This is a genomic window from Methylibium sp. (assembly GCF_013817345.1).
Lineage (GTDB): Bacteria > Pseudomonadota > Gammaproteobacteria > Burkholderiales > Burkholderiaceae_C > Methylibium.
In genome coordinates this window covers 1-26,585 of record NZ_JACDCW010000061.1, presented here as the reverse complement: position 1 = coordinate 26,585, position 26,585 = coordinate 1, and the positions used below count along the sequence as shown (strand labels likewise).

Sequence of the window (26,585 nt, the reverse complement as noted above, 5' to 3'; positions counted from 1 at the left end):
CGCAGCGAGCACCGCATGCGCGTGCTGCATCCGCGCGGCTGGAGCTATTACGCGACGCTGCGCCGCAAGCTGCACTGGAACGAGGGCGTGCTGCCCGAGACCGGCGCATGAACCGCGAAAGAGGGGCCCCGCGCAGTGGGGATCGAAGCGGTTCTCGCGCCGATGCCGGCGACGGCGCGGCGTGGGGACACGCGCAGACTTGCGGAGCCGGCGCATGAGCCTTTCTCGCACGCCGCCATGCTGAGGCGCATCACCCTGCGCGATTTCGTGATCGTGCCGGCCCTGGAACTCGATCTGCAAACCGGCTTCACCGCCTTGACCGGCGAAACCGGCGCGGGCAAGTCCATTCTCATCGACGCCCTGCAGTTGGCGCTGGGCCACCGCGGCGACGCCGGCGTCGTGCGCGAAGGGGCGGCGCGCGCCGAGATCGGCGCCGAGTTCGACACGCCGCCTGGTCTGCTCTCCTGGCTGGCCGAAAGCGGTTTTCAGAACGAGGACGACGGCGACCTCGGCTTGCTGCTGCGCCGCACGCTCGATGCGCAAGGCAAGAGCCGCGCGTGGATCAACGGCAGCCCGGCCACCATCGGCCAGTTGCGCGAGGCCGGCGAGCGGCTGGTGGACATCCACGGCCAGCACGCGTGGCAAAGCCTGACCCGGCCGGACGCGGTGCGTGCCTTGCTCGACGGCTATGCCGGCGTCGACGCCGCGCCGCTCGCCGCAGCGTGGAGCGGCTGGCGCACCGCACAGGAACACCTGGCCGATGCACGCACCCGGCAGGGCGACCTGGAGCGTGAACGCGAGCGGCTGCAGTGGCAGATCAGCGAGCTCGCCAAGCTCGCCCCCGGCGCCGACGAATGGCCCGAGCTCGAAGCCGAGCACCGACGACTGAGCCACGCGCAGACGATCCTGGAGGCAGTGCAGCTTGCGCTGGCCGCTATCAGCGAAGACGAAGCGTCCGCCGAGCAACGCAGCGCGCAGGCCATTGCCGCGCTCGAAGGCGTTGTAGAGCACGACGCATCGCTGCGCGATCCGCTGGAGGTACTGCGCAGCGCGCAGGCGCAACTGCAGGACGCGGCGCACACGCTCACCGCCGCCCAACGCCACGGCGAGCTCGAACCCGAGCGGCTGCAAGCGCTCGACGAACGCATCGCGGCGTGGATGAGCCTGGCCCGGCGTTTTCGCCGCCAGGCCACTGAACTGCCCGCGCTGCTGGCCGACTGGCGCGACGAGCTTTCTCGCCTCGATGCCGCCACCGACCTCGCGGCACTGGAGCGCGCACTGGCCACGGCCCGTGCCGCTTTCGATGCCGCCGCCCATGAAGTCTCAGCGCAGCGCAAGGCTGCAGCGCCGCGGCTCGGCAAGGCGGTGACGGCGGCGATGCAGCAGCTCGGCATGGCGGGCGGGCGCTTCGAGGTGGCGTTGGAGCGCCTGGCCGAACCGCAGCGCTTCGGGCTCGAAGCAGCGGAGTTCCGCGTCGCCGGCCATGCCGGCAGCACGCCACGCGCGCTCGCCAAGGTGGCCTCGGGCGGCGAGCTGTCGCGCATCGCGCTGGCCATCGCGGTGACCACCAGCGAACTGGGTGAGACCGGCACGCTGATCTTCGACGAGGTCGATGCCGGCATCGGCGGCAGCGTGGCCGATGCCGTGGGGCAGCTCATGCGCCGCCTCGGCCGCGACCGCCAGGTGCTGGCCGTGACTCACCTGCCGCAGGTGGCTGCGGCCGCGGACCGGCACTGCGTCGTCAGCAAGCAAGCCCGCGGCGCGGGGACGGTGAGCGACGTGCAACCGGTTGCGGGCGACGCACGCGAGCAGGAGATCGCCCGCATGCTGGGCGGCACGGCCGCCGGCGAGACCAGCCTGGCGCATGCGCGCGCTCTGCTCGACACTGCCGCGAGCGTGCCCGTCGCGCCGGCCTCGCCCGCACCGGCACCCCGTTCCGGCAATGAACGGAAACGGCAGCGCGCATGAAACCGTTGCCAAGCCGCATGGATCGAGGCCACCGCCTCCTCGCCGGGCAGGAAGAAGGCGACGAAGGCCGCATGCGCTTTACGCGCGGCCGCGGCGGGTCGCAAAGTGCGACCTTCGGCTCCACGGTGATCGGACTCTCGCGGGGCGGGACAGCGCGAAACGCCAGGGTGCACTCATGAATGCGCCCGCAGCAACGACGCGTGAAGTGGTGCTCGTCACCGGCATCTCCGGCTCGGGCAAATCGGTCGCGCTGCATGCGCTGGAAGACGCCGGCTTCTACTGCGTCGACAACCTGCCGCCCGAGCTGCTGCCCGAGTTCCTGCGGCTCGAGAACGCGCGCACCGATCGCGCGGTGCGCCGCATCGCCGTCGCGGTCGATGTGCGCAGCGCCGGCTCGTTGCCGAATCTGCTGCCGCTGCTGTCGCAACTGGTCGGCGCCGGCGTCGTGGTGCGCGCGATCTTCCTGGATGCCAGTACCGGCGAGCTGGTGCGCCGCTTCTCCGAGACGCGGCGCCGCCATCCGCTGAGCAAGGACGCGCCGGGCGACGAGGTCGATCAGCATCGCGCCCTCACCGAGGCGATCGAGCTCGAGCGCGAGCTGCTCGCCGAACTGCGCCAGGCCGCCACCGTCATCGACACCAGCGAGCTGCGCCCGACGCAACTGCGCGCGTGGGTGCGCCAACTGGTGCAGGCTCCCACCGGCGGCGGGCTGACGCTGGTGTTCGAGTCGTTCGCGTTCAAGCACGGCGTGCCGCTCGACGCCGATTTCGTGTTCGACGTGCGCGTGCTGCCCAACCCGCACTACGTGCCGGAGCTGCGGCCGTTCAGCGGGCGCGACCTGGTGGTGATCGAGTACCTGATGCAGCAGCCCGAGGTGGGCGAAATGCTGGGGCAGATCGAAACCTTTCTGGCGCGCTGGCTACCCGCCTTCGAGCAGGACCAGCGCGCCTACCTCACCGTGGCGATCGGCTGCACCGGCGGCCAGCACCGCTCGGTGTACTTCGCCGAGCAGCTCGCGCAGCGCTTTCAAGGCCGCGGCGCGGTGCTGGTGCGGCACCGGGAACTCGACGCCCGCTGAACTCTCCCACGGCAATGATCACTGACGCCGCCGCCGCTTTCGAGCTGCCCCTGTTTCCGCTGCAGTCGGTGCTTTTCCCCGGCGGCCTGCTCGGTCTGAAAGTGTTTGAAGCCCGCTATCTCGACATGATCGGGAGCTGCCTGCGCGAACAAAAGCCGTTCGGCGTGGTCGCGCTCAAGAAGGGCAGCGAGGTCAAGGCGGCGGATAGAACCCCGGTGGCGCTGGAGTCGGTGGGCTGCATGGCCGAATTGATCGAGGTCGACAGCGTGCAGCCCGGCATCCTGCAGGTGCGCTGCCGCGGCACACAGCGCTTCGAGGCCACGCACATCGAGCAGCAGGCCGACCACCTGTGGGTCGCCCAGGCCCGACTGCTGCCCGAAGACGAAACGGTGCTACCGACCGAAGCGCTGCTCGGCTCGGCCAAGGGCCTGGCCAATGCCATCGCCACGCTCAAGCAGCAGGGCAGCGTGCCGTTTCTCGAGCCCTATCAGTTCGACAGCGCGGGCTGGCTGGCCAACCGCTGGTGCGAGATCCTGCCGATCTCGCTGGCCGCCAAGCAAAAGCTGATGGAGCTGCCCGATCCGCTCGTGCGGCTGCAACTGGTCGACGAGTTCCTGCGCAGCAAGGGCGTGGTGGTTTGAGCCGCTCATGACGCGCATTGCCGCGCTCAGCATGGCGCCGGAGCAGTTTCGTGCGCTCGGCCATGCGCTGGTCGAGCGCATCGCCGAGGAACTGGCCGCGTTGCACGGCCGGCCGGTGGCCGACGGGGCGCGGATGCCGGCCGGCATCCGCGCCCGGCTCGGCGACCGCGGTTTGCCGGCGCACGGCGAAGACGCCGCGCTCGCGCTCGACGAAGCGGCCGCCTTGCTGTTCGAGCAGACGCCGCGCATTCGCCACCCGCGCTTTCACGGCTACATCGCCGCGTCTCCCGCACCGATCGGCATGCTGGCCGAGCTGCTGGCCGCATCGGTCAACAGCAACGTGGCGCTATGGAATGCCGCGCCGATGGCCAGCGAGATCGAAGCGCAGACCGTGCAGTGGCTGGCCGAGCTGGTCGGCTACCCGGCCGGCTGCGGCGGTCTGCTGGTGAGCGGCGGCAGCATGGCCAACCTGGTCGCGCTGCTTGCTGCGCGCCGGGCGAGGCTGCCGTGGGACGTGCGTGCAAGCGGCCTGCGTGGCGCGGCGCTCGCGGTCTATGCCTCGCACGAGACGCACGGCTGGCTGCACAAGGCGGTCGACCTGGCCGGACTGGGCACGCAATCGCTGCGCTGGATTTCGACCGATGCGCAGCAGCGGCTCGACGTCGCCGCGCTGGCCGCTGCGATCGATGCGGACATTGCGGCTGGTGTGCAGCCCTTGATGGTGGTCGGTACCGCCGGCACCGTGAGCACGGGCGCGGTCGATCCGCTGCCGGCGATGGCGGCGCTGTGCCGCCGCCACGGCCTGTGGTTTCACGTCGATGGCGCCTACGGCGCGCCCGCAGCGTGCCTCATCGACTCGAACCACGCCGGCCTGCTCGGCAGCGCAGGCGCCGACCTCGCCGGGCTGCGCGAAGCCGACTCGCTGGCGCTGGACCCGCACAAGTGGCTGTATGCGCCGATCGACGCGGGCTGCGTGCTGGTGCGCGACCCGCGCAGCTTGCTCGACGCCTTCAGCCACCGCCCGCCCTACTACGCGACGCCCGGCGAGGACGAAGGCCTGAACTTCCACGAATTGGGGCCGGAGAACACGCGCGGCCTTCGCGCGCTCAAGGTCTGGCTGGCGCTGCGCGTCGCGGGCCGCGAAGGCTATCGGCAAATGATCGGCGACGACATCGCATTGGCGCAGCGGCTGTACGAGCGCGTGCAGACCACGCCGCGGCTCGAGGCGCTGACGCAGCAGCTCGGCATCACCACCTTTCGCTACCGGCCAGCCGGCCTGCACGACGAGGCGGCGCTCGACGCGTTCAACCGCGAACTGCTCGCGGGCCTGCAGCGCGACGGCCGCGCCTACCTGAGCCAGGCGCTGATCGGCGGACGCTTCGCGCTGCGCGCGTGCATCGTCAATTTCGGCACGCTGCGCGGCGATGTCGATGCGCTGCCGGGCTTGGTGGAGGAACTGGGCGACGCGCTGGCGCGCGAGCGGGAGTAAGGTCGAACCCACCGTCGTGAGCCGCCGAGGGCGTCAACGAGCCGGCCGAGCGGTCCTGCCCGCAGGCCGGACATGCACTGCAGGTGAGGCACGGCGCGGCATGCGGACCCTCATCCCCCGCCTTCTCCCGCGAGCGGGAGAAGGAGCTCAGCCTGGCACCGATCGTTCAGCGAACTCCGCTTCCTCCTAGGCACCGGCGCCCGCCAAGGGCGCCACGGCCAGGGGAGCCCGGTCGAGCACGGGCCGCAATGCAACGCCCGTGTGCGTGCCGGCCGCGACCACCTCCTCCGGTGTGCCGACCGCCACCACGCGGCCGCCACCGCCACCGCCTTCGGGCCCGAGATCGATCACCCAGTCGGCCTCGGCGATCACGTCGAGGTCGTGTTCGATCACGATGACGCTGTGGCCGCCGTCGACCAGGCGGTGCAGCACGCGGATGAGCTTCTCGACATCGGCCATGTGCAGGCCGACCGTCGGCTCGTCGAGCACGTACAGCGTGTGCGGCGGCTTCTGGCCGCGGCGTGTGATGTCGTCACGCACCTTGCTGAGCTCGGTGACCAGCTTGATGCGCTGCGCCTCGCCGCCGCTGAGCGTGGGCGAGGGCTGGCCGAGGGTGAGGTAGCCCAGGCCGACGTCCTTGAGCAGTTGCAGCGGGTGCGCGATGCTGGGCATGGAGGCGAAGAAATCGACGGCCTCGTCCACTTCCATCTGCAGCACGTCGCCGATGCTCTTGCCGCGCCAGGTGACGGCCAGCGTTTCGGGATTGAAGCGCGCGCCGTGGCATTGGTCGCAGGCCACCTTCACGTCGGGCAGGAAGGCCATCTCGATGGTGCGCAGGCCCTGGCCCTCGCAGCCAGGGCAGCGGCCGGCGCCGGTGTTGAAGCTGAAGCGCGCGGCGGGGTAGCCGCGTGCTTTCGCTTCCAGCGTCTCGGTGAAGAGCTTGCGGATGGTGTCCCAGAAGCCGATGTAGGTGGCGGGGCAGGAGCGCGGGGTCTTGCCGATGGGCGTCTGGTCGACTTCGAGCACGCGATCGATCGGCTCGAAGCCGGTGAGAGCGGTGCAGCCCGTCCATTTTGGCCGCTGCCCGGCGGCAAGCGCATCGCGGCCGGCCTTGGTGGCCTTCATGGCGACGGCGGCATGGACATTGGCGAGCAGCACGTCGCGGGCCAGCGTGCTCTTGCCGGAGCCGGAGACGCCGGTGACGGCGACGAGGCGTTGGAGGGGGATGTGGAGGTCGATGTTCTGCAAGTTGTGGAGATAGGCGCCGGCGAGGCTGAGCCCGACGAGTTCGCCCGACCCGTCTTGCTCCCTCTCCCTCTGGGAGAGGGTGGGGGTGAGGGCCAACGCAGCAGCCTGACCCTGCCGACCGGCGGCAACCGGCCGGCCCCTCACCCCAGCCCTCTCCCCAGAGGGGCGAGGGAGCAAGTCAGCCTCGCGCGCCGGGGGAAGCGTGCGCGGCTCCGTCACCGATCGATCCACCACCGGCCGCCGCGCCTGCAGCGGATGCCGCATCGGATGCGCCAGCAGCCGCCCGGTTACCGACGCCGGCTCGCGCAGCAGATCGGCGGCCGTGCCTTCGGCGACCAGCCGCCCGCCCCGTTTGCCGGCACCGGGGCCGATGTCGATGATGTGCTCGGCACGTCTGATCGTGTCCTCGTCGTGCTCCACCACCACCAGTGTGTTGCCCTGGCTGCCGAGCACGTGCAGCGCGTCGAGCAGGATGCGGTTGTCGCGCGGGTGCAGGCCGATGGTCGGCTCGTCGAGCACGTAGCACACGCCCTGCAGATTGCTGCCGAGTTGAGCGGCCAGCCGGATGCGCTGCGCTTCCCCGCCGCTGAGCGTCGGTGCAGCGCGATCCAACGTGAGGTAGCCGAGGCCGACCTGCTCCAGGAAGCTCAGCCGCGAGCGGATCTCGGCGATCACGTCGCGCGCGATCGTCGCCTCGCGGCCGTCGAGCTTTTGCGCCTCGATCCAGCGGCGCGCGTCAACGACCGAGCGTGCGGCCACGGCGGCGATGGACTGCTCGCCATGATGGCTGCCGCCACCGTCCGCCTTGCCGAAGCGCACTGCCAGCGAAACCTTGTTCAGGCGCGCGCCTTGGCAGGTAGCGCAGGGCGCGTCCAACACGTCTTCCACGTCCGGCTCGGCGAAGGTTTTCTCGCGGCCGCCACTGTCTTCGTCCCGCACCGAATCGTCGAGCGCCTTGCGCTGCTCGCGCGTGAGCGCCAGCCCGGTGCCAACGCAGTCGCCGCACCAGCCGTGCTTGCTGTTGTAGGAAAACATGCGCGGGTCCAGCTCGGGAAAGCTGGTGCCGCAGCTCGGGCAGGCGCGCTTGATCGAGAACACCTTGACGCGGCCCACGCGGTGCGTCGGCGTGCCGTCGGCCATGGCCGCCTGCAGGCCGTCGAGCGGGGCGAGCAGGTGCACGACGCCCTTGCCGAGTTCGAGCGCCTTGGTCAGCAGCGCGCGCAGGCCGGCCTCGTTGTCGGGCTGCACGGTGATGTCACCGACCGGCAGCTCCAGCGTGTGCTCCTTGAAGCGGTCGATGCGCGCCCAGGGCGAGGTCTTCAGGAACTCGCCGTCCACGCGCAGGTGCGTGTGGCCGCGCTGCGCCGCCCACTTGGCGAGATCGGTGTAGACGCCCTTGCGGTTGATGACCAGCGGTGCGAGCAGGCCGATGTGCTGGCCGCGGTAGTCGCGCAGCAGTTGCGCGGCGATGGACTCGGGCGTCTGCGGGCGCACCGCCACGCCAGCATCCGCTGTGCAATGCGGGCAGTATTGGGTGCCGAGCTTGACGAACAGCAGGCGCAGGAAGTGATAGACCTCGGTGCTGGTGGCCACCGTGCTCTTGCGGCCGCCGCGCGAGAGGCGCTGCTCGATGGCCACCGTCGGCGGGATGCCGTACACCGCATCCACCTCCGGCCGACCGGCAGGCTGCACGATGCTGCGCGCATAGGCGTTGAGCGATTCGAGATAGCGGCGCTGGCCTTCGTTGAAGAGGATGTCGAAGGCGAGCGTGCTCTTGCCGGAGCCGGAGACGCCGGTGACCACGCTGAACTTGCCGCGCGGAATATCGACCGACAAGCCCTTGAGGTTGTGCTCCCGCGCGTTGACGATCTGTATCGCTCCCTCGCCCTGTATTGATCCCTCTCCATTTGGGAGAGGGTTGGGGTGAGGGCCGGCACGGCGCCGCGATACTGGTTGCGGGCTCGCGCCGTCGCCCTCACTTGCAGTGCGCGCTCCGGCTTGCAGGCCGGAGCCGCTCAGCAGGCTCGCCGCGTGCGGCTCGAAAGCCCCGCTTCGCCCCCATCCCTCTCCCGCAAGCGGGAGAGGGAGCCGTTCGCGCACTTCGACGACTGCGCCACCTTCGCCGAGCGATCGTTCGTAGTCGCGCAGCGCAGCACCCGTGTGCGAGGTGGGATGCAGCTTCACTTCATCCGGCGGGCCGAAGCACACCAGCTCTCCGCCCGCCTCACCACCCTCCGGGCCCAGATCGATCAGCCAGTCCGCTGAACGCACGACATCAAGGTTGTGCTCGATGACGACGAGTGAGTGCCCCGCCTCGAGCAGCTTTCGGAAGGCTCGCATCAGCTTGGCGATGTCGTCGAAGTGCAGGCCGGTGGTCGGCTCGTCGAACATGAAGAGCGTGCCCTTCTTCGCCACGGGTTGGCGCGTGGCCGTCGCGTTCTTCGCCGCGTCGGCCAGGAAGCCGGCGAGCTTGAGGCGTTGCGCCTCGCCGCCGCTGAGCGTGGGCACCGGCTGGCCGAGCTTCACGTAGTCGAGGCCCACATCGACCAGCGGCGTGAGCGCGCGCAGCACCTCGCGGTCCTGGGCAAAGTAGCGCACCGCGTCCGCGATGGTCAGCTCCAGCACCTGGTTCACGTCGAGCGGCTTGCCGGCGCGTTCGATCTTCACTTCCAGCAACTCGGGCCGGAAGCGCTTGCCGTCGCAATCGGGGCAACGCAGGTACACGTCGCTCAGGAACTGCATTTCGACGTGCTCGAAGCCCGAGCCACCGCAGGTCGGACAGCGCCCGTCGCCGGCGTTGAAGCTGAACATGCCCGGCCCGTAGCCGCGCTGGCGAGCGATGGGCGCGTCGGCGAAGATCGCACGCAGCGTGTCGAAGGCGCCGACGTAGCTGGCCGGGTTGGAGCGCGCCGTCTTGCCGATCGGCGACTGATCGACGAACACGGCGCCGTTCAGGTGGTCGGCACCGAGCAGGCGGTCGTGCTCGCCGGGCGTTTCGGTGGCCTTGCCGAAGTGGCGGGCCAATGCCGGGAACAGCAGGTCCTGCATCAGCGTGCTCTTGCCGGAGCCGCTGACACCCGTCACGCAGACCAACCGCTGCAAAGGGAACTCGATGGTCAGGTCGCGCAGGTTGTGCTCACGCGCGCCTTCGACGATGAGGCGCGGCGTGTTGTCAGTCACCAGGCGCTTGAGGCCCAGGCCGATCGAGCGGCGCGCACCGAGGTAGGCGCCGGTCATGGTGTCGGCGCGTTTGAGGTCTTCGGGCGTGCCGTCGAAGACGATGCGCCCGCCCTGCGTGCCGGGGCCCGGGCCCATGTCGATCACGCGGTCGGCGGCCAGCATCACGGCCGGGTCGTGCTCGACGACGACCAGCGTGTTGCCGGCGTCGCGCAGCCGGAGCATCGCCTGGTTGATGCGGTTCATGTCGCGCGGGTGCAGGCCGATCGAGGGCTCGTCGAGCACGAACAGCGTGTTGACCAGCGAGGTGCCCAGCGCCGTGGTGAGGTTGATGCGCTGCACCTCGCCGCCGCTGAGCGTGCGACTCTGACGGTCGAGCTGCAGATAGCCGAGGCCCACGTCGCAGAGGTACTTCAGGCGCGTGCGAATTTCCGTGAAAAGCAGGTGCAGCGCCGTGTCGATGGCCTCCGCCGCAGGGGCGACGTCGGCGTGCGAACCGAACGTGCGGTCCTGCCCGTCGATGTCTGCTCCCTCGCCCTCTCGGGGAGGGTTGGGGTGGGGGCCCGGCCCGGTGTCGGCGCCGGTACCGGCTGGCCCCCATCCCGGCCTTCCCCCAGGGGGGGACGGAGTGAACGGTCGGTCGAAGAACGACCGCAGCTTGTCGATGGGCATGAGCATCAGGTCATGCAGGCTCAGCCCCGGCAGCGCTTCGAGCTGTTCGCGCGTCCACGCCACCCCCTGCGGCATGAAGCGCTTGCCGGGCGGCAGCACCGCATCGGCGCCCTCCTTGGTGCCGAGTCGCCACAGCAGCGATTCCAGCTTCAGCCGCGCGCCCCCGCACACGGTGCACGGCGTGTAGCTTCTGTACTTGGACAAGAGCACCCGGATGTGCATCTTGTAGGACTTGCTCTCCAAGTACTCGAAGAAACGACGCACGCCGTACCACTGCTTGTTCCAGTTGCCCTTCCAGTTCGGCGTGCCCTCGATGACCCACTCGCGCTGCGCCTCGGAGAGCTGGGCCCAGGCGGTGTCGCGCGGGATGCCGGCCTCGCCGGCGTAATCGAGCAGGTCCTTGAAACTGTCCTTCCAGGCCGGCGTGGCGAGCGTCTTGACCGCACCGCCGCGCAGGGTCTTGCGAGGGTCCGGAATGACGAGGCCCCAATCGACGCCGATCACCCGGCCGAAGCCGCGGCAGGTTTCGCAGGCACCGTAAGCCGAGTTGAACGAGAACATTGCCGGCTGCGGATGGCTGTAGCGCGTGTCGCTGTCGGGGCAGTGCAGGCCCGAAGAGAAGCGCCAGATGCCGGCTTCTCGGGAAAGCGATGGCTTCGGCTCTACTTCTCGCTGCAGAGGCGGCTCGACTTTCCCTCCCTCATGCACCGACGGCTCGGCTCCCTCGCCCCTCTGGGGAGAGGGCTGGGGTGAGGGGCCGGCCCCACCCTCACCCCCGCCCTCTCCCGCCGGGGCGGGGGAGGGAGCCAACGCATAGACGTTCAGTCTGCCGCTGCCCCGCTTGAGCGAAATCTCGAGAGCCTCCACCACGCGCGACTTCTCCACGCCGTCGAGCCGAAACCGATCCGCCACCACATCGAGCAGCTTGCGCGGCCCCGTCGGCGTGGCGATCTCGCGCTCGGCCTGTACGCGGGTATAGCCGCTGGCCGCCAGCCATTGCTCGATGTCCTGTTGCGACGTGTTGGCCGGCAGCTCGACCGGAAAGGTGACGACCAAGCGCTGACCCGGTGCAGCGCGCCGCTGCAGCTCGGCGTAGATCGACTCCGGGTCGTCCTCCCGCACCGTCTTGCCGCTCTGCTTGTCGAACAGGACCGCCGCCCGCGCGAACAGCAGTTTCAGGTGATCGTTCAGCTCGGTCATCGTGCCGACCGTCGAGCGCGAGGTCCGCACCGGGTTGGTCTGGTCGATGGCGATGGCCGGCGGCACGCCTTCCACGTGGTCGACCGCGGGCCGATCCATGCGGTCGAGGAACTGGCGCGCATAGGCGCTGAAGGTTTCGACGTAGCGGCGCTGCCCTTCGGCGTACAGCGTGTCGAAGACGAGGCTCGATTTGCCGGAGCCGCTGGGCCCGGTAACCACCGTCAGCTCACCGGTGTGCAAGTCGAGATCGAGGTTCTTGAGATTGTGCTGGCGCGCGCCGCGAATGCGGATCACGCCGGGTGGGCGTTGACCGTTAGGCATGGGGGTCCCGGGGGTGAGGCCAAAGATTCTAGGGATGCGCCCACGGTCCCTGCGAAGCGGGTCTTTGTCACGCCGCAGCGGCGGCATATCGGTTCTTCCCAATGCGCGCCAGCGTACAGATGAGTAACCTGATGTAAACATTCGTCGATAACGCACCGAGGAGTTCCAGATGCGCAATCTCTCGACAGCCTTCCGCTGTCTCGCCCAACTTCTGTTGCTGTCAGTTGCAGCCTTGCCGGCCGCTGCACAGATCGTCGTAGGCCAGACGGCCGGCTTCACCGGCGCCGTCGCCGCCGGAGTGCAGGAAACCACTGCAGGGGCCAAGCTTTACTTCGACGCGGTCAACGCCAGAGGCGGCGTCAACGGGCAACCGATCAGGCTGGTCTCGCTGGACGACAAGTTCACGCCCAAGCTCGCGGCGGAGAACGCCCGCAAGCTGATCACCGAACACAACGTGATTGCGCTGTTCCTCAACCGCGGCACGCCGCACACCGAGGCCATTTCGCCGCTGCTGATGGAGTTCAGGCTGCCGCTGGTGGGGCCTTCCACCGGTGCCATGGTGCTGCACGAACCGGTGCACCCCTACATCTTCAACGTGCGTGCGACTTATCAACGGGAGGCCGAACGGGCGGTGCAGCACCTGGGGCTCACCGGGTTGACACGCATCGCCATCCTGCGCACCGATGATTCCTTCGGCGCCGACGTGGCTGCCGGTGCCGTCAAGGGCTTCACCGGTGCCGGCCTGCAGCCGGTGATGAACGAAACCTTCAACCGTGCCAAGCCCGACTTCAGCGCTCTCGCACCGATGGTGGCGAAGACCAACGCGCAAGCGGTCGTGTTCATCGGCTCGGGCGCGGCAGTGGCCGACGGCACTCGGGCGATTCGCGCAGCCGGCTCCAAGGCGCAGATCGTCACGATGTCGAACAACGCCTCGGGGGGCTTCATCACGCAGATGGGCGAGAACGCCCGCGGCACCATCGTGTCGCAGGTGTTCCCCAATGCGCGTTCGATCGCATCCCCGCTGGTCAAGGAGGCGATCGAGCTCGCCCGGGCCAAGGGGCTGGATGGTGTGTCACCGGCCATGCTGGAAGGCTTTGCGGCCGCGAAGGTGCTGGTCGAGGGCCTGAGCCGCGCCGGCGTCGGCCCGACGCGGGAGAAGCTGCTCACAGCGCTCAACGGCATTCGCAAATACGACCTGGGCGGCATGGAACTGAACTACAGCCCGACCGACCACACCGGCCTGGACTTCGCCGACCTGTCCATCATCGGTGCCGACGGCAGGTTTCGACGCTGAGTCGGTGCCGGCAACCGCACGGCGGGGCGGCCTGCCGAAGCTGGCCGGTTCACCGCGGCAGCGCAGCCTCAACGCGAGCGCTGCACTCCGGCCGCGACCCCGGCGGCGCGGTCCCAGTCGGCCTCGAACCACGGTTCGCCACGCAGGCAAGCGGCCACCATATCGAGCGCATCGGCGCCCCAGAACAGCAAGGGATCGAGCGCCGGGTCGCTGCGCGGCAGTTCGAGCGTCGGCACGCCGAAGATCCCGCGCGCGATGGCGGCGTCGGTGTTGGCGCGCAGCGCCTGCTTCACCGCACCCGACTGCGGATCGCGCACGGGGGCGAGCTGCGCGGTGATCCGCGCCAGCGCCGGCGCATCGTCGCCCGCACCGCCGCTGCGCCAGACCTGGTGCAGCACCGTCTCGCACTGGTCGCGGTTCGCCGTGCCGTCTTCGCTGCAGGCCACCAGCAGGCGCAGCAGCGGCAGCGGGTTGAACGGGTGCGCCGCCGGCATGGTGAGCGCGACGCCATCGCGATGCGCGAGCCAGGCCACCTGCCGGTAGGTCCAATCGCGCTTCGGCGCAATCTCGGCCGGGCCGAGCTGGCCCCAGTGTGAAAGCAACCCGGCAAAAAGCAGCGGGCGATAGCTCACCGAATACGAGCAGCCCTGCAGCACCTGCGGCAGGCGCTCGAAAGCGAGATAGGCGTAGGGCGAGACCGGGTCGAACCAGAACGTGATCGGCGTCATCGCGGGCCGCCCTCGGTGCTGCGTCGGCGCGCATTGAGTTGCAGCCAGACGGCACGACGGGCGGGGTCGTCGAGGGATGCCCAGGCGACGATCTCGTCGATGGTCCGCCAGCAGCCTTCGCACCAGCCGCTGGCGTCGTTCATGCGGCACACGTTCGTGCAGGGGGAAGCGACCGGGCCGCTCGTTTCATGAGGCAGCAATGTCCCCGCTTCGCCGTCTCCCGCGGAGGGCGGGGCGTTATTCCTGCGTGTGCTCACGCTGCTGCCGCCTCGCGCTTGGCCAGAACGGCGTTCGCGACCCGCGACACCGGCTTCCTGCCCAGCTTGCCCGAGATGAACGCCGCTGCATCGACCAGCGCATCGAGCTCGATGCCCGTCTCGATGCCCAGGCCCTGCAGCAAGAACACCACATCTTCGGTGGCCACGTTGCCGGTCGCGCCCTTGGCGTAAGGGCAGCCGCCGAGACCGGCCACGCTGGCGTCGAAGCGATGGATGCCGAGTTGCAGGCACGCATAGATGTTGGCCAGCGCCTGGCCGTAGGTGTCGTGGAAATGGCCGCTCACCTCGTCGATCGGGTAATGCCTGAGCGCGCGCTCCATCGCCGCCTGCACGCGCTGCGGCGTGCCCGTGCCGAGGGTGTCGGCCACGCCGACATGCTGCACGCCGATCTCGCGCATGAGCCTGACGACGAACTCGACGCGGTCGGGATCGATCTCGCCTTCGTAAGGGCAGCCCAGTGCGCACGAGACCGCGCCGCGCACCTTGATGCCGGCAGCACGCGCCGCCTCGGCCACGGGCGCGAAACGCTCGATCGATTCCGCGATCCCGCAATTGATGTTGCGCTGGCTGAAAGCTTCGCTCGCAGCACCGAACACCACCACCTCGTCCGGCCACCATTCGCGCGCCGGCGCCAGTGCCGCTTGCAGGCCCTTGAGGTTGGGCGTGAGCACGCTGTAGCGCACGCCGGGCCGGCGCGCGATGCCGGCCATGACCTGCGCGTTGTCGGCCATTTGCGGCACCCATTTCGGGCTGACGAAACTGGTGACTTCGATCTCGTGCAGGCCGGCGGCCTGCAGACGGTGAACCAGCTCGATCTTGTCGGCAGCAGGCACGGGCGCCGGTTCGTTCTGCAGGCCGTCGCGCGGACCTACATCGAGCAAAGTCACGCGGCTCGGGAGCATGTGAAATACCTCACGGAAATCTGACTCGCGCTAGCGGAAAATTCGTTCAACCCCCCGACCCGGGGCGCGTCGTCACCATTGTGCGGGGTGGGCAAACACGCCGCCGAGACGCAGCATCGACGCATTCGTGGAGCCTGCCTTGACCGTCCTGACCCGCCTGCATCTTGCCACCCGCATTCACCTCGCGCTGCTGCGTGAACTCAAGCGGGGCATCGACGTGCGCCGGATGCTGAGCGAGCGCGACTACGCCGAAGAAGTGCTCGATATCTGCCGCGGCATCGACGACCTGGCCTTGCTCGAAATGGCCGACCGCTTCGACGACGAGAGCGCCGCGGAGGACGCGAAGGCCCACATGGCCGAGGCGGCGCAACGCGCGCGGGCGGCACTGGCCCAGATCCCGAAGCGCGCGTTCGCCGTGCCGCAGGATCTGGCCTGGTCGCGCCACACGAGCGGCTTCGGCGTCACGCAGGCACCGGCCGGGCTCGAGTCCGCGCCGGCGTCGCTCGAGCCGACGAACGAACCGCCGTCCCGGTTCGCGCCGGCCGACTGGCTGCGCTTGGGCAAGCCGCGCGGCGCGCGTCACTGAGCGGCGGCAAAGCGCAGACCTTTCGAGCGGCGGCGCCCCTGCCGCCGTACCGCGCCGCACCCAGGCTGGGCGCCCTGCGGCAACCGAGCGCGCATTCCACCGCGCCTCGCGCCTGCAAACGGAACACCGCTCGGTCGCAGCGCGCCTCGTCCTTCGCGCCTTATTGCTCTTCGAGGTCCAGCAAGGCTTCGCCCTCGGCGACCTGGTCGCCCGCCGCGAAGCGCAGTGCAGCCACCACGCCGTCGCTCGGCGCATTGAGCGTGTGCTCCATCTTCATCGCCTCCATCACTGCGAGCGGCTGTCCGCGGGACACACGCTCTCCCGGCTGTGCAAGAAAGGCGATCACCCTGCCGGGCATCGGCGCCGTCAGACGCCCGGCCTCGGCGACTTCGCCGGCATGCACGAGCACATCGACCTCGCGCAGCAACGCCGAGCCCTCGGGCGCGAACACCGCGACGCTTTCGCCGACGGCGTAAACGGCGAGCGCCAGGCGGCGTTCGCCCAGCCGCACGTCGTAGCGGTCATGCCCGGCCTCTACGGCGAGCGGCGAGGCGGTGAACGCATAGCGCTCGCCGCCGACCTCGAGCTGCATGGCTGCGTCATGGCTGCGCTCGAGCGACACGCTGTGGCGCCCGCCCGCGTGGTCGATCTCGAAGCGCCGCACCGCCGCGCCGAACAGCCGCCAACCGTCGCGGCGTGACCACGGGTCGGCATCCTCGGCGCCGCGCTCCAAGGCCAGCGCGTGCGCGGCCACGCCGGCCGCAGCCACCGGCAATGGCAAGGCCGGGACATCGAACAGCGCGGCGCGTTCGCGCTCGATCAGTGCGGTGTCGAGTTCGGCCTTCGCGAACGAGTCGCTCTGCACCACGCGACGCAGAAAGGCGGCATTGGTGTGGGGGCCGACGATGTGAGTCTGCGCCAATGCGGCGTCGAGCCGGGCCAGGGCCTGCTCGCGGTCCTCACCCCAGACGATGAGCTTGGCGATCATCGAGTCGTAGTGCGGCGACACCGTGTCGCCCTCGCCGAAGCCGGCGTCGACGCGCACCGGCGCGGGAGCTTGTGCGGCCTGTGCCTCGGCGTTGCGGCGGAAGGCCGCATGCGCCGGCCAGCGCAGCACCGCCAGCGTGCCGGTGGACGGCAGAAAGTCCGCATCCGGGTTCTCGGCGCACAGGCGCGCCTCTATCGCGTGGCCGTGAAGGTGCAGATCGTTTTGCGCCAGGGGCAACGGCTCGCCCGCCGCGATACGCAGCTGCCATTCGACCAGATCCAGGCCCGTGATCGCCTCGGTGACCGGGTGTTCGACCTGCAGCCGCGTGTTCATCTCCATGAAATAGAAGCGCCAGCCCTCGGGCCGGCCATAGCCGAGCGTCTGCTCGACGATGAACTCGACCGTGCCGGCGCCCACGTAGCCCACCGCCTGCGCGGCCTTCACGGCCGCCTCGCCCATTTCGCGGCGCCGCTCGGGCGTCATGCCGGGCGCGGGCGCCTCCTCGAGCAGCTTCTGATGGCGGCGCTGCACGGAGCAGTCGCGCTCGAACATGTGCACGCAGCGGCCCTGCGCGTCGGCGAAGACCTGGATCTCGACATGCCGGGGGCGCTGCACATAGCGCTCGATCAACACCGCGTCATCGCCGAAGCTGCTCGCCGCCTCGCGCCGACAGGAGGCCAGCGCGGTCGCGAATTCAGCCTCGCTCGCCACCACGCGCATGCCCTTTCCACCGCCGCCGGCACTGGCCTTGATGAGCACCGGGTAGCCGATGAGGCCGGCTTCTCGCTGCAGCAGGGCCGGGTCCTGATCGGCCCCGTGATAGCCGGGCACCAGCGGCACGCCGGCTGCTTCCATCAACCGTTTCGATTCGGCCTTCAGACCCATGGCGCGAATGGCGTCCGGCGGGGGGCCGATGAACACGATGCCGGCTGCGCCGCAGGCTTGGGCGAAGGTCGCGTTCTCGCTGAGAAATCCGTAACCGGGGTGCACCGCCTGCGAACCGGTCGCGAGCGCGGCCTGGAGGATGCGCTCGTGACGCAGGTAGCTTTCGTGCGGCGCGGCGCCGCCGATGTGCACGGCCTCGTCGCAGGCAAGCACGTGTCGTGCGTTGGCGTCGGCATCCGAATACACCGCAACGGTCGCGATGCCCAGGCGCCGCGCGGTGGCGGCGACCCGGCAGGTGATCTCGCCGCGGTTGGCGATCAGGATTTTCTTGAACATGCGCGACCGCCTCCTCACACCGGCGTCGAAGGCGCCAGGCCGTACAGCGTCTTCAAACGCGCCCACAGACGCACCAGGAACTTGGAGAGCAACCACACCACCACGAGCATCACGACCACCGACATTGCCACCACCACCATCGCCAACAGCGGCTGCTCGAAAGCCAGCCACAGCACCGACGGCACCGCCATGTCGCCCAGCAGCGACAGGCCGATGTTGGAGAACGGCTCGGGCGAAGTGTTGGCCGCTGCCCGCGTGGTCGCCTTGGCCGCATGGCTGGTGGCGGCCAGGGTGCCGCCGAGCAGTGCGGCGAGCATGGCGGCGGTGGCCTGGTCGGCGCCGAACACACCCGCTGCAAGCGCCGCGCCGGCGGGAATGCGCACCACCGTGTGGACCAAATCCCAGAGCGAATCCAGACCCGGAATCTTGTCGGCGAAGAACTCGACGAACAGCATGAAACCGCTGCCGGCAAGCAGGGCCGGGTGCTGGAGCACCTGCAGGCCCGGCGGCAGCTCGACCCAGCCGGCGTACCCGGCCAGGCCCGTGAATGCCAGCACGGCGTACAGGCGCAGCCCGCTGGCCCAGCCCAGTGCGGCGGCCAACGCGATCAGCTCGGGGGTGCCCAGGGCCTGCAAGGCGTCCATGTTTCAGGCGCGCCAGCGCGGCGGGGTCTTGTCGAGGAAGCTTTGCAGGCCGTGGCGGCCGTCGTCGGAGGCGCGTGCATCGGCGATGAGTGCTGCCGTGCGCGCGATCAGGGCGGCATCGATCGGCCGGTCGGTCACCTCGTGCAGCAGTTGCTTGCAGGCAGTCAGGGCCTGCGGGCTCGCGCCGAGCAGCGCGCTGGTCCAGGCCTGGACGCAAGCGTCGAGTTGATCCGACGCCGTCACTGCCTGAACGAAACCCAGGCGCAACGCGGTGGCCGCGTCGAAGCGCTCGGCCGTGAGCATGTAGCGCTGCGCCGCGCGCGCGCCCAGCGCACGGATCACATACGGGGCGATCGTGGCCGGCACCAGGCCGAGCTTGACTTCGGTGAGGCAGAAGTGCGCCGTGTCCGCCGCCACTGCCAGGTCGCAGGCGGCGACCAAGCCCATGCCGCCCGCATACGCATCGCCCTGCACGCGGGCGATGGTCGGCTTGCGGCAGCTCGCGATGCTGCGCAGCATGTCGGCCAGGCGCGCGGCATCGTCGAGGTTTTCGTCGCGCGAGTAGTCGGCCATGCGGCGCATCCAGTGCAGGTCGGCGCCGGCGCAAAAAGCCGGGCCCTGCGCTGCCAGCACGATCACGCGCACGCCGTCGTCGGCGTCGAGTTCACGGAATGCGCGCGTGAGCGCGGCGATGGTTTCGTCGTTGAAGGCATTGCGCACGGAGGGGCGGTCGAGCGTCACGCAGGCCACTGCGGCGGCCGGCCGGTCGATGCGAATGGGGCTTTCGCTCATGTGAGATCCCTCCTTCAATAGCGCTTGGCGGCCTCGTCGAGCATCACCTCGGTGGCGCCGCCGCCAATGGCGAGGATGCGCGCATCCCGCCAGAGCCGCTCGATCGGCGTGCCGCGCATGTAGCCCATGCCGCCGTGGAACTGCTGGCAGGTCTGCACCACTTCGTTCACCAGCTCGCCGGTCAGCGCCTTGAGCATCGACACGTCCTGCACGGCGTCGTGCCCCTGCGTGACCCGCCAGGCGCAGTGGTACAGGTACTGGCGCGCCGCGCGCGTCTTCGCGTCGAGCAGTGCGAGCCGGTGGCGAATGGCCTGCTTGTCCCACAGCGTCGCACCGAAAGCCTGGCGCAGACGAACCTGTGCGAGCGTGAGCTTCAGGGCCTGCTGCGCATGACCGACCGCCATGGCGGCCAGCGCAATGCGCTCGGTCTGGAAATTCTTCATCACCGCCTGGAAGCCGCGGCCTTCCTCACCGAGCAGGTTGTCGGCCGGAATACGGCAGTTCTCGAACACGAGTTCGGCGGTGTCCGACGACAGCCAGCCTGTCTTGTCCAGCGAACGGCTCACGCTGAACCCGGGCGTGCCCTTCTCGACGATGAACATCGAGATCGCATGCCGCGCTTCGCCGGTGCGCGCGGCAACGAAATACAGATCGGCGTGCACGCCGTTGGTGATGAAGAGCTTGCTGCCGTCGAGCACCCAGTGATCGCCGTCTCCGTCGGTACCGCGAACGGCACGCGTACGCAGCCCCGCCACGTCGGAGCCGGCGCCTGCTTCGGTAATGCCCACCGCAGTGATCAGGTCGCCGCGCGTGATGCCGGGCATCCAGCGCTCGAGCTGGGCCGGTGAACCGGCATGGGCGAGATGCGGGCTGGCCATGTCGGTGTGCACCAGCACCGTGATGACGAAGCCGCCGAAGGTCGATTGCGACAGCGCCTCGGCGAACACCAGATTGCTCAGCGCATCGGCGCCGGCGCCGCCGTGTTCGGGCGCGTGCATCAGGCCGAGCAGTCCCGCGGCGCCGAGCTTGCGCAGCACCGCGCGCGGGATGCAGCCAGCTGCTTCCCAGGCTTCGCCGTGCGGCTCCACTTCCCGCGTGAGAAAGCGCGCGACCTGGTCGCGCAGCAGTTCATGCTCAGGAGCGACGTAAATGCTGTCCATGGTCAACCACGCCAGACTGGCACGGCCGATGGAGTTGCTCGAGCCGCTGCACGGCTTTCGATGAGAAGAACTCATGTACATCGTGCATCACATGCGGAAAACGCCGAATCTCGGATGCTCCGGAATCGGCGCATTGAGGCTGGCGCTGATCGCCAGGGCCAGCACGCGGCGCGTGTCGGCCGGGTCAATGATGCCGTCGTCCCACAAGCGCGCGCTGGCGTAGTACGGATGCGCCTGGCGTTCGAACTGCTCGAGGATGGGATCCTTGATTGCGCGCTCCTGCTCGTCTGACCACTCGCCCCCCTTGGCCTGCACCGAATCCCGGCGCACGGTGGCGAGCACGCTGGCCGCCTGCTCGCCGCCCATGACGCCGATGCGCGCGTTCGGCCACATCCACAAAAAACGTGGCGAGTAAGCGCGGCCGCACATGCCGTAGTTGCCGGCGCCGAAGCTGCCGCCGATGATCACGGTGAACTTGGGCACGGTGGCAGTGGCCACCGCGGTGACCATCTTCGCGCCGTGCTTGGCGATGCCCTCGCTCTCCACCTTCTGGCCGACCATGAAGCCGGTGATGTTCTGCAGGAAGACGAGGGGCACGCGGCGCTGGCAGCACAGCTCGATGAAATGCGCGCCTTTGAGGGCGGACTCGGAGAACAGGATGCCGTTGTTGGCGACGATGCCCACCGGCAGGCCCTCGATGTGTGCGAAGCCGGTCACCAGCGTGGCGCCGTAGCGCGCCTTGAACTCGTTGAACTCGGAGCCGTCGACGATGCGGGCGATGACCTCGCGCACGTCGTAGGGCTTGCGGGCATCGAGCGGGATCGAGCCGTGCAGCTCGGCGGGATCGTGCTTCGGCGGCTCGGGCTCGCGCAGCAGCAAGGGCTGCGGCTTGCGGCGATTGAGCGTGCCGACGATCTGTCGCGTCAGCGCCAGCGCATGCGTGTCGTTCAGCGCCAGGTGGTCGGCCACGCCTGACAGGCGCGTGTGCACATCGCCGCCGCCCAGCGCCTCGGCGCTGATCACCTCGCCGATGGCGGCCTTCACGAGCGGCGGGCCGCCGAGGAAGACGGTGCCCTGCTCCTTGACGATGACGGTCTCGTCGCTCATCGCCGGCACATAGGCGCCGCCGGCCGTGCAGGAGCCCATGACCACCGCGATCTGCGGTATGCCCTGCGCGGACATGTTGGCCTGGTTGTAGAAGATGCGGCCGAAGTGGTCGCGGTCCGGGAACACCTCGTCCTGACTCGGCAGGTTGGCCCCGCCGCTGTCGACGAGGTAGATGCAGGGCAGGCGGTTCTGCTCGGCCACTTCCTGTGCCCGCAAGTGCTTCTTCACGGTCAGCGGATAGTAGGTACCGCCCTTGACCGTGGCGTCGTTGCAGACGATGAGGCATTCGACACCGTTGACGCGGCCGATGCCGGCGATCAGCCCGGCGCAGGGAGCGGTATCGCCGCCGTCCTTGTCGGCGTAGACGTTCATCGCAGCGAGCGGTGCGATCTCCAGAAACGGTGTGCCGGGGTCGAGCAGCAGTTCGACCCGATCGCGCGGCAGCAGCTTGCCGCGCGCCAGGTGCCTCGCACGGGCGGCGCGGCTCGTGTCGGTGTCGCCACCGAGCGCGATGCGCGCCAACCGCTCGTTCAAGTCATCGACCAGCGATCGCATCGCGGCGGCATTGGCCTTGAACTCCCCGGAGCGCGGATCGAGCTTGGATTCGAGGGCCGGCATGAACTCTCCTGCGTGCAGCGCGGGCCGCTCGGCCGCACTCGGTTGACGTTTACGTCAACGTCAACGTCAATGCATTCTAGCCAGCCCTCGAGGGCGCCCGCAGAGAGCTTGGATCGTTAGAACGGCCCGCTCGACAGCCAGCGCTCGATCTGCGGCTTGCGGTCGTTGCCCCAGAAGAGCTCGCCGTCGATGACGAAAGCGGGCGCGCCGAAGATGCCGGCGGCAATGGCCGCGTCGTTTTCCGCCTTCAGGCGCTCTTTCCAGACCGGATCGCTCCATGCCGCCTCGGCGGCCGGGGCGTCGAGGCCGGTCTCGACGCACAACGCGCGCAGGCTGCCGGCGTCGCTCAGCATCACGCCCCGCGTGAAGTAGGCGCGAAGGCCGGCATGGGCCCAGGCCGCAGCACTTGCTTCGTCTTGCGCATGCAGCCACCAGAACACCCGCGCGGCGTTCTGTGTCGGGATCGGGAACTGCGGCGGGGCCACGTACGGCACGCCCTCGAAGCGCGCTGAGCGTTGAAAGTCCGCCACCGAGTATTCGCGCTTGAGCGGGTGGGAAACCGGGCTCTTCAACTCGGCGGCCTGGAAGGTCGCGCCGAGAAGGATCGCGTGCCAGCGCACGGTGCGGCCGTGGCGCGCGGAAATCGCCTCGACCCACTCGCTGGCGATGTACGAGTAGGGCGAGGAAAAATCGAAATAGAACTCGACTGGTGCTTGGCTCATCGGCGTGATCGCCTCGACCGGTCGGCTCTGCCGCTCACTTGTACAGCACGTTGGGCAGCCACAGCCCGATGGCCGGGAAGTTGTACAGCAGGATGATCGCCACGACCTGGATGCCCATGAACGGCATCATGCCCGCGAAGATCTGGTTGAGCGTCACGTGCTTGGGCGCCACGCCCTTCAGGTAGAAGGCACTCATCGCCACCGGCGGGCTCAGGAAGGCGGTCTGCAGGTTCAGCGCCACCAGCAGTCCGAAGAACAGCGGATCGACGCCGAAGTTGTCGAGCAGCGGAATGAAGATCGGCATGAAGATCACGATGATCTCCGTCCATTCCAGCGGCCAGCCGAGCACGAAGATGATGATCTGGCTCAGGATCAGGAACTGCGTCGTGGTGAGGTCCATGCCGAGCACCCAATCCTCGACCAGTGCCTGCCCTCCCAACAGCGCGAAGGCAGCGGAGAAGATGGCCGAGCCGACGAACAGCCAGCACACCATCGCCGTGGTCTTGGCGGTGAGGAAGACCGACTCCTGCACCATTTTCAGATTGAGCTGGCGGTAGGCCGCGGCGAGGACGAAGCCACCGAGCGCCCCCATGGCTGCCGCCTCGGTCGGCGTGGCCAGGCCGAAAACGATGGAGCCGAGCACCGCCATGATCATGATCAGGAGCGGAAAGAAGCTCGACAGCAGCATCTTGAAGATCTCGAGCCTGGCGAAGCTCAGCAGCAGGTAGTAGGCCGCCATGGCGACCGCGCCCACGGCCAGACCGATCCAGTAGCCGGCCGGGGCGGGTTGCGTGGTGGCGACGTTGGCGCCAGCACCAGGTGCCGGTTTGGTCGGTGTACCCGGCTTCGTCGAGCCCGGGACCGGTGGCTCAGCGACCGCTGCAGCGCCGGGAGGTTCGCTCAAGCCTCCTTCAACGGGCGGTTCCTGCACCCCGCTCGTGGGCGGCTCCTGCAGGCCGCCGACGCTGGGAGCATCCGACTCGTAGGCAACCGCGCCGATCTGCTGCAGCCCGGTGTATGCCACGACGGGAACGACACGGGTTGCCGTCTGATAGCTCCACACCGCGACCACCAGGAACAGCAGCGCCGGCATCAACGCGACGAAGAGTTGCCTCAGCAGATAGCCGGTCGGCACGTCGTGGTTGCGCTTGCCCTTCAGGGCCGTCATCAACACCGGCAGCGCACGCCGCTCGCCAGTGGCGCCGACGCGCTCCAGCGGTGCAGGCAGCGGCACGATGCGCTGCTCCGCAGTCAGCGGCGGAGCCCACTGCGGCTTGAGCTTGGCGACGACGATGAAGTAGAGGATGTACAGCCCGGCCAGCATCACGCCCGGGAAGAAGGCCCCTGCATAGAGCTGCACCACCGACACACCGGCGGTCGCGCCATAAACGATGAGCAGCACGGATGGCGGGATCATGATGCCGAGGCAGCCGCCCGCGGTGATGGCACCCGCCGACAACTGCACGCTGTAGCCGGCGCGCAGCATGGCCGGCATGGCGAGCAGGCCCATCAGGGTCACGACCGCACCGACGATGCCGGTGGCGGTAGCGAATATTGCGCAGGTCACCAGCGTGGCCACACCGAGCGAACCGGGAACGCGTGCGAGTGAAAGATGCAGGCTCTTGAAGAGCTTTTCGATCAGGTTGGCGCGCTCGACCAGGTAGCCCATGAAGACGAACAGCGGCACCGCGATCAGCACGTCGCTGTACATCACCGAATAGGCCCGCTGCACCATCAGGTCCAGCGTCTGAGCCGTGGCCCCGCCTATGGTCTGCCGGCCCGAGTGGTAGGCGAAGAAGGCGAACATCATGCCCATGCCCATGAGCGTGAAGGCGGTCGGGAAGCCCAGCATGATCGCCACCACCACCAGCCCGAGCATCAGCAGGCCCAGGTGGCCGTTGGTGATGACCGGCGCCGACAGCAGCATGTAGGCCGCGCCGGCGACCAGGATCGCCATCAGGCTGAAACCGAACCACAGTTCCTTGCGCAAAGTCGGCATCACGCACCCTCCTGGCGTTGTGCGGGGGGCAGCGGTCGGCTGTTGTCGACCGCGTCGATGTCGGCATCTTTCACGTGGACCATCTCTCTCAACTGATCGACGTCGACCTCCTCGACGTCTTCCTCGCGGGACGGCCAGGCGCCCTCACGCAGGCACACCACGCACCGGATGATTTCAACGAAGCCTTGCAGCAGCAGAACGGCGCCGGCGATCGGAATCACGAACTTGAACGGGTAGACCGGAATGGGGTCGGCGTTGAAGGTCTGCTCTCGCATGGCGAGCGATTCCTGGCCGAACGTCCAGCCGGCCCAGGTCAGCGCCAACACGCCGGGCAGGAAGAAAACGATGTAGAGCACCAGGTCGATCGTGGCCTGGGTGCGGGGGCGGAAGAAGCCGTAAAGCACGTCGCCGCGCACATGGCCGTTCTTGCTCAGGGTGTAGGCACCGGCCGTCATGAAGAGCGTGCCGTACAGCATGATCTGCGCATCGAGCACCCAGGCGTGCGGCTCGTTGAGCACGTAGCGCGAGAACACTTCCCAGCTGATCAGTGCCGTGAGTGCCACGGCGAGCCAGGCGAAAACCTTGCCGAACCAGGTGGAGAAGCGATCCACCGCCAATAATGCTTTTTGCATCTGTACTTCTCCGATCCCTCGCCTCAAAAAAACGGGGGCGCCGCTGTCGGCGCCCCCGCATTGTCACGCTCGTTCAGGACTTGGCGGCGCGCCCGAAGTAGTGGTTGTAGGCCATTTTGAAGTCGACTGTGTAGTCGTTGTGCCACTGACCGGCGCGCTGGGCGTAAGCCTTCTGCGAATCGAGCACCTTCTTGAAGAGGGCGTTCTCGCCGGCCTTCTTGGCGATGGTCTTGTCCCAGGAAGCGAGCTGAGCCTGCAGGATCGCGTCGGGCGTCTTGTAGAACTTGACACCGTCCTTCTTCAGCGCGATGTAGTCCTGCGAGTTGCGCTCCACGGCCTTCCAGCTCATGTCGGCACTGGCCGCCTGGACACCGTAGTCGATGATGGACTTGAGTTCGGCCGGCAGCGCTTCGAGCTTGCCCTTGTTGAACAGGATCTCGAACTGCTCGCCGCTCTGGTGGAAGCTTTGCAGCATGCAGATCTTGGCCACGTCCGGGAAACCGAGCAGCCGGTCGCTCGAGGCGTTGTTGAACTCGGCCGCGTCGATCAGGCCGCGGTCCAGCGCCGGCACGATCTCACCGCCCGGCAGCGGGTTCACGGCCACGCCCATGTCGGTGAACACGTCGACCGCCAAGCCCACGGTGCGGAACTTCAGGCCCTTCAGGTCTTCGACCTTGGCCACCGGCTTCTTGAACCAGCCCAGCGGCTGGGTGGGCATCGGGCCGTACAGGTAGGACACGACATCCAGGTTCAGGCTCTTGTAGATCTCGGTGAGCAGTTCCTTGCCGCCGCCATAGTTGTGCCAGGCCAGCACCATGTTCGGCTCCATGCCGTACGCCGGGCCGGAACCCCACAGCGCGAGGGCCGAATTCTTGCCGTAGTGATAGGCAACCACGCCGTGGCCGCCATCGAGCGTGCCCTTGTTGACGGCGTCGAGCAACTGGAAGGCCGGCACCACGGCGCCAGCCGGCAGCACTTCGATCTTCAACCGGCCGCCGGCCATGTCGTTGACCTTCTTGGCGAAGTCGAGCGCGTACTCGTGGAAGATGTCCTTCGACGGCCAGGTGCTCTGGAAACGCAGCGACGTGGTCTGCGCGACCGACACCATCGGCGCGGCCAT

General features: G+C 68.7%; 19 protein-coding genes and 1 pseudogene. 7 read left to right on the top strand and 13 right to left on the bottom strand.

Annotation, left to right across the window (positions count from 1 at the left end; genetic code table 11):
- The 5 genes and pseudogenes from ppnK to H0W40_RS12470 all read left to right on the top strand — a co-directional run.
- A pseudogene (gene ppnK / locus H0W40_RS12490) lies at positions 1 to 111 on the top strand (NAD(+) kinase); the annotation flags it as partial.
- A 126-nt stretch (positions 112 to 237) separates the two neighbouring features.
- The gene (gene recN, locus H0W40_RS12485) at positions 238 to 1,968 is read left to right on the top strand and encodes a DNA repair protein RecN (RefSeq protein WP_292446604.1); all 1,731 of its coding nucleotides are present in this window, start codon (positions 238 to 240) and stop codon (positions 1,966 to 1,968) included.
- 175 nt (positions 1,969 to 2,143) lie between these two features.
- Entirely contained in the window at positions 2,144 to 3,046 is a 903-nt protein-coding gene (rapZ, locus tag H0W40_RS12480) for an RNase adapter RapZ (protein ID WP_292446602.1), read from the top strand.
- 14 nt (positions 3,047 to 3,060) lie between these two features.
- Positions 3,061 to 3,687 carry an LON peptidase substrate-binding domain-containing protein gene (locus H0W40_RS12475; protein ID WP_292446600.1) on the top strand — a complete coding sequence of 209 codons (627 nt, stop codon included), beginning with the start codon at positions 3,061 to 3,063 and terminating at the stop codon, positions 3,685 to 3,687.
- A 7-nt stretch (positions 3,688 to 3,694) separates the two neighbouring features.
- Positions 3,695 to 5,176, top strand: a complete 1,482-nt coding sequence (locus H0W40_RS12470; protein ID WP_292446598.1) for an aminotransferase class V-fold PLP-dependent enzyme — start codon at positions 3,695 to 3,697, stop codon at positions 5,174 to 5,176.
- Positions 5,177 to 5,362: 186 nt separating this feature from the next.
- Here H0W40_RS12470 and uvrA read toward each other — a convergent pair whose 3' ends face one another.
- Positions 5,363 to 11,794 carry an excinuclease ABC subunit UvrA gene (uvrA, locus tag H0W40_RS12465; protein WP_292446596.1) on the bottom strand — a complete coding sequence of 2,144 codons (6,432 nt, stop codon included), beginning with the start codon at positions 11,792 to 11,794 and terminating at the stop codon, positions 5,363 to 5,365.
- A gap of 169 nt (positions 11,795 to 11,963) precedes the next feature.
- Here uvrA and H0W40_RS12460 point away from each other — a divergent pair, with 169 nt between their 5' ends.
- A complete protein-coding gene (locus tag H0W40_RS12460) occupies positions 11,964 to 13,088 on the top strand; it encodes an ABC transporter substrate-binding protein (RefSeq protein WP_292446594.1) in 1,125 nt (374 codons plus the stop codon).
- A gap of 68 nt (positions 13,089 to 13,156) precedes the next feature.
- Here the strand turns inward: H0W40_RS12460 and H0W40_RS12455 are convergent, their stop codons facing one another.
- From H0W40_RS12455 to H0W40_RS12445, 3 genes are read right to left on the bottom strand one after another with little or no spacing between them, the layout of a single operon-like run.
- Positions 13,157 to 13,816, bottom strand: a complete 660-nt coding sequence (locus H0W40_RS12455) for a 2-hydroxychromene-2-carboxylate isomerase (protein ID WP_292446592.1) — start codon at positions 13,814 to 13,816, stop codon at positions 13,157 to 13,159.
- Positions 13,813 to 14,016, bottom strand: a complete 204-nt coding sequence (locus H0W40_RS12450; RefSeq protein ID WP_292446591.1) for a DUF1289 domain-containing protein — start codon at positions 14,014 to 14,016, stop codon at positions 13,813 to 13,815. The genes H0W40_RS12455 and H0W40_RS12450 overlap by 4 nt, the downstream gene beginning before the upstream one ends.
- Before the next feature lie 53 nt (positions 14,017 to 14,069).
- Positions 14,070 to 14,996 carry a hydroxymethylglutaryl-CoA lyase gene (locus H0W40_RS12445; protein ID WP_292446589.1) on the bottom strand — a complete coding sequence of 309 codons (927 nt, stop codon included), beginning with the start codon at positions 14,994 to 14,996 and terminating at the stop codon, positions 14,070 to 14,072.
- A gap of 139 nt (positions 14,997 to 15,135) precedes the next feature.
- Here H0W40_RS12445 and H0W40_RS12440 point away from each other — a divergent pair, with 139 nt between their 5' ends.
- Entirely contained in the window at positions 15,136 to 15,582 is a 447-nt protein-coding gene (locus H0W40_RS12440) for a hypothetical protein (RefSeq protein ID WP_292446587.1), read from the top strand.
- Between the two features lie 160 nt (positions 15,583 to 15,742).
- Here H0W40_RS12440 and H0W40_RS12435 read toward each other — a convergent pair whose 3' ends face one another.
- The 9 genes from H0W40_RS12435 to H0W40_RS12395 all read right to left on the bottom strand — a co-directional run.
- Positions 15,743 to 17,791, bottom strand: a complete 2,049-nt coding sequence (locus H0W40_RS12435; RefSeq protein WP_292446585.1) for an acetyl/propionyl/methylcrotonyl-CoA carboxylase subunit alpha — start codon at positions 17,789 to 17,791, stop codon at positions 15,743 to 15,745.
- Positions 17,792 to 17,805: 14 nt separating this feature from the next.
- Positions 17,806 to 18,435 carry a DUF4126 domain-containing protein gene (locus tag H0W40_RS12430; RefSeq protein WP_292446583.1) on the bottom strand — a complete coding sequence of 210 codons (630 nt, stop codon included), beginning with the start codon at positions 18,433 to 18,435 and terminating at the stop codon, positions 17,806 to 17,808.
- Positions 18,436 to 18,438: 3 nt separating this feature from the next.
- Complete coding sequence (locus H0W40_RS12425) at positions 18,439 to 19,227, bottom strand: enoyl-CoA hydratase/isomerase family protein (protein ID WP_292446582.1); 789 nt, start codon at positions 19,225 to 19,227, stop codon at positions 18,439 to 18,441.
- Positions 19,228 to 19,241: 14 nt separating this feature from the next.
- Positions 19,242 to 20,387, bottom strand: coding sequence for an acyl-CoA dehydrogenase family protein (locus tag H0W40_RS12420; RefSeq protein WP_292446580.1), 1,146 nt, complete (start codon positions 20,385 to 20,387; stop codon positions 19,242 to 19,244).
- 87 nt (positions 20,388 to 20,474) lie between these two features.
- The gene (locus tag H0W40_RS12415) at positions 20,475 to 22,112 is read right to left on the bottom strand and encodes a carboxyl transferase domain-containing protein (RefSeq protein ID WP_292446579.1); all 1,638 of its coding nucleotides are present in this window, start codon (positions 22,110 to 22,112) and stop codon (positions 20,475 to 20,477) included.
- Between the two features lie 116 nt (positions 22,113 to 22,228).
- Positions 22,229 to 22,834 (bottom strand): 2-hydroxychromene-2-carboxylate isomerase, encoded by a 606-nt coding sequence (locus H0W40_RS12410; protein ID WP_292446577.1) that lies wholly within the window; start codon positions 22,832 to 22,834, stop codon positions 22,229 to 22,231.
- Positions 22,835 to 22,868: 34 nt separating this feature from the next.
- Positions 22,869 to 24,833, bottom strand: coding sequence for a TRAP transporter large permease subunit (locus H0W40_RS12405; RefSeq protein ID WP_292446575.1), 1,965 nt, complete (start codon positions 24,831 to 24,833; stop codon positions 22,869 to 22,871).
- On the bottom strand, positions 24,833 to 25,465 hold the full coding sequence (locus H0W40_RS12400; protein WP_292446573.1) for a TRAP transporter small permease subunit: 633 nt from the start codon (positions 25,463 to 25,465) through the stop codon (positions 24,833 to 24,835). Before H0W40_RS12400 ends, H0W40_RS12405 begins: the two co-directional genes overlap by 1 nt.
- A 73-nt stretch (positions 25,466 to 25,538) precedes the next feature.
- On the bottom strand, positions 25,539 to 26,585 hold a 1,047-nt coding region (locus H0W40_RS12395), incomplete at its 5' end, for a TRAP transporter substrate-binding protein (protein ID WP_292446571.1).

What these genes read in the sequence shown, in the direction of transcription:
- recN (WP_292446604.1), top strand. Translation starts at nt 238, where the DNA reads ATGCTGAGGCGCATCACCCTGCGCGATTTCGTGATCGTGCCGGCCCTG.
- rapZ (WP_292446602.1), top strand. Translation starts at nt 2,144, where the DNA reads ATGAATGCGCCCGCAGCAACGACGCGTGAAGTGGTGCTCGTCACCGGC.
- H0W40_RS12475 (WP_292446600.1), top strand. Translation starts at nt 3,061, where the DNA reads ATGATCACTGACGCCGCCGCCGCTTTCGAGCTGCCCCTGTTTCCGCTG.
- H0W40_RS12470 (WP_292446598.1), top strand. Translation starts at nt 3,695, where the DNA reads ATGACGCGCATTGCCGCGCTCAGCATGGCGCCGGAGCAGTTTCGTGCG.
- uvrA (WP_292446596.1), bottom strand. Translation starts at nt 11,794, where the DNA reads ATGCCTAACGGTCAACGCCCACCCGGCGTGATCCGCATTCGCGGCGCG.
- H0W40_RS12460 (WP_292446594.1), top strand. Translation starts at nt 11,964, where the DNA reads ATGCGCAATCTCTCGACAGCCTTCCGCTGTCTCGCCCAACTTCTGTTG.
- H0W40_RS12455 (WP_292446592.1), bottom strand. Translation starts at nt 13,816, where the DNA reads ATGACGCCGATCACGTTCTGGTTCGACCCGGTCTCGCCCTACGCCTAT.
- H0W40_RS12445 (WP_292446589.1), bottom strand. Translation starts at nt 14,996, where the DNA reads ATGCTCCCGAGCCGCGTGACTTTGCTCGATGTAGGTCCGCGCGACGGC.
- H0W40_RS12435 (WP_292446585.1), bottom strand. Translation starts at nt 17,791, where the DNA reads ATGTTCAAGAAAATCCTGATCGCCAACCGCGGCGAGATCACCTGCCGG.
- H0W40_RS12430 (WP_292446583.1), bottom strand. Translation starts at nt 18,435, where the DNA reads ATGGACGCCTTGCAGGCCCTGGGCACCCCCGAGCTGATCGCGTTGGCC.
- H0W40_RS12425 (WP_292446582.1), bottom strand. Translation starts at nt 19,227, where the DNA reads ATGAGCGAAAGCCCCATTCGCATCGACCGGCCGGCCGCCGCAGTGGCC.
- H0W40_RS12420 (WP_292446580.1), bottom strand. Translation starts at nt 20,387, where the DNA reads ATGGACAGCATTTACGTCGCTCCTGAGCATGAACTGCTGCGCGACCAG.
- H0W40_RS12415 (WP_292446579.1), bottom strand. Translation starts at nt 22,112, where the DNA reads ATGCCGGCCCTCGAATCCAAGCTCGATCCGCGCTCCGGGGAGTTCAAG.
- H0W40_RS12410 (WP_292446577.1), bottom strand. Translation starts at nt 22,834, where the DNA reads ATGAGCCAAGCACCAGTCGAGTTCTATTTCGATTTTTCCTCGCCCTAC.
- H0W40_RS12405 (WP_292446575.1), bottom strand. Translation starts at nt 24,833, where the DNA reads ATGCCGACTTTGCGCAAGGAACTGTGGTTCGGTTTCAGCCTGATGGCG.
- H0W40_RS12400 (WP_292446573.1), bottom strand. Translation starts at nt 25,465, where the DNA reads ATGCAAAAAGCATTATTGGCGGTGGATCGCTTCTCCACCTGGTTCGGC.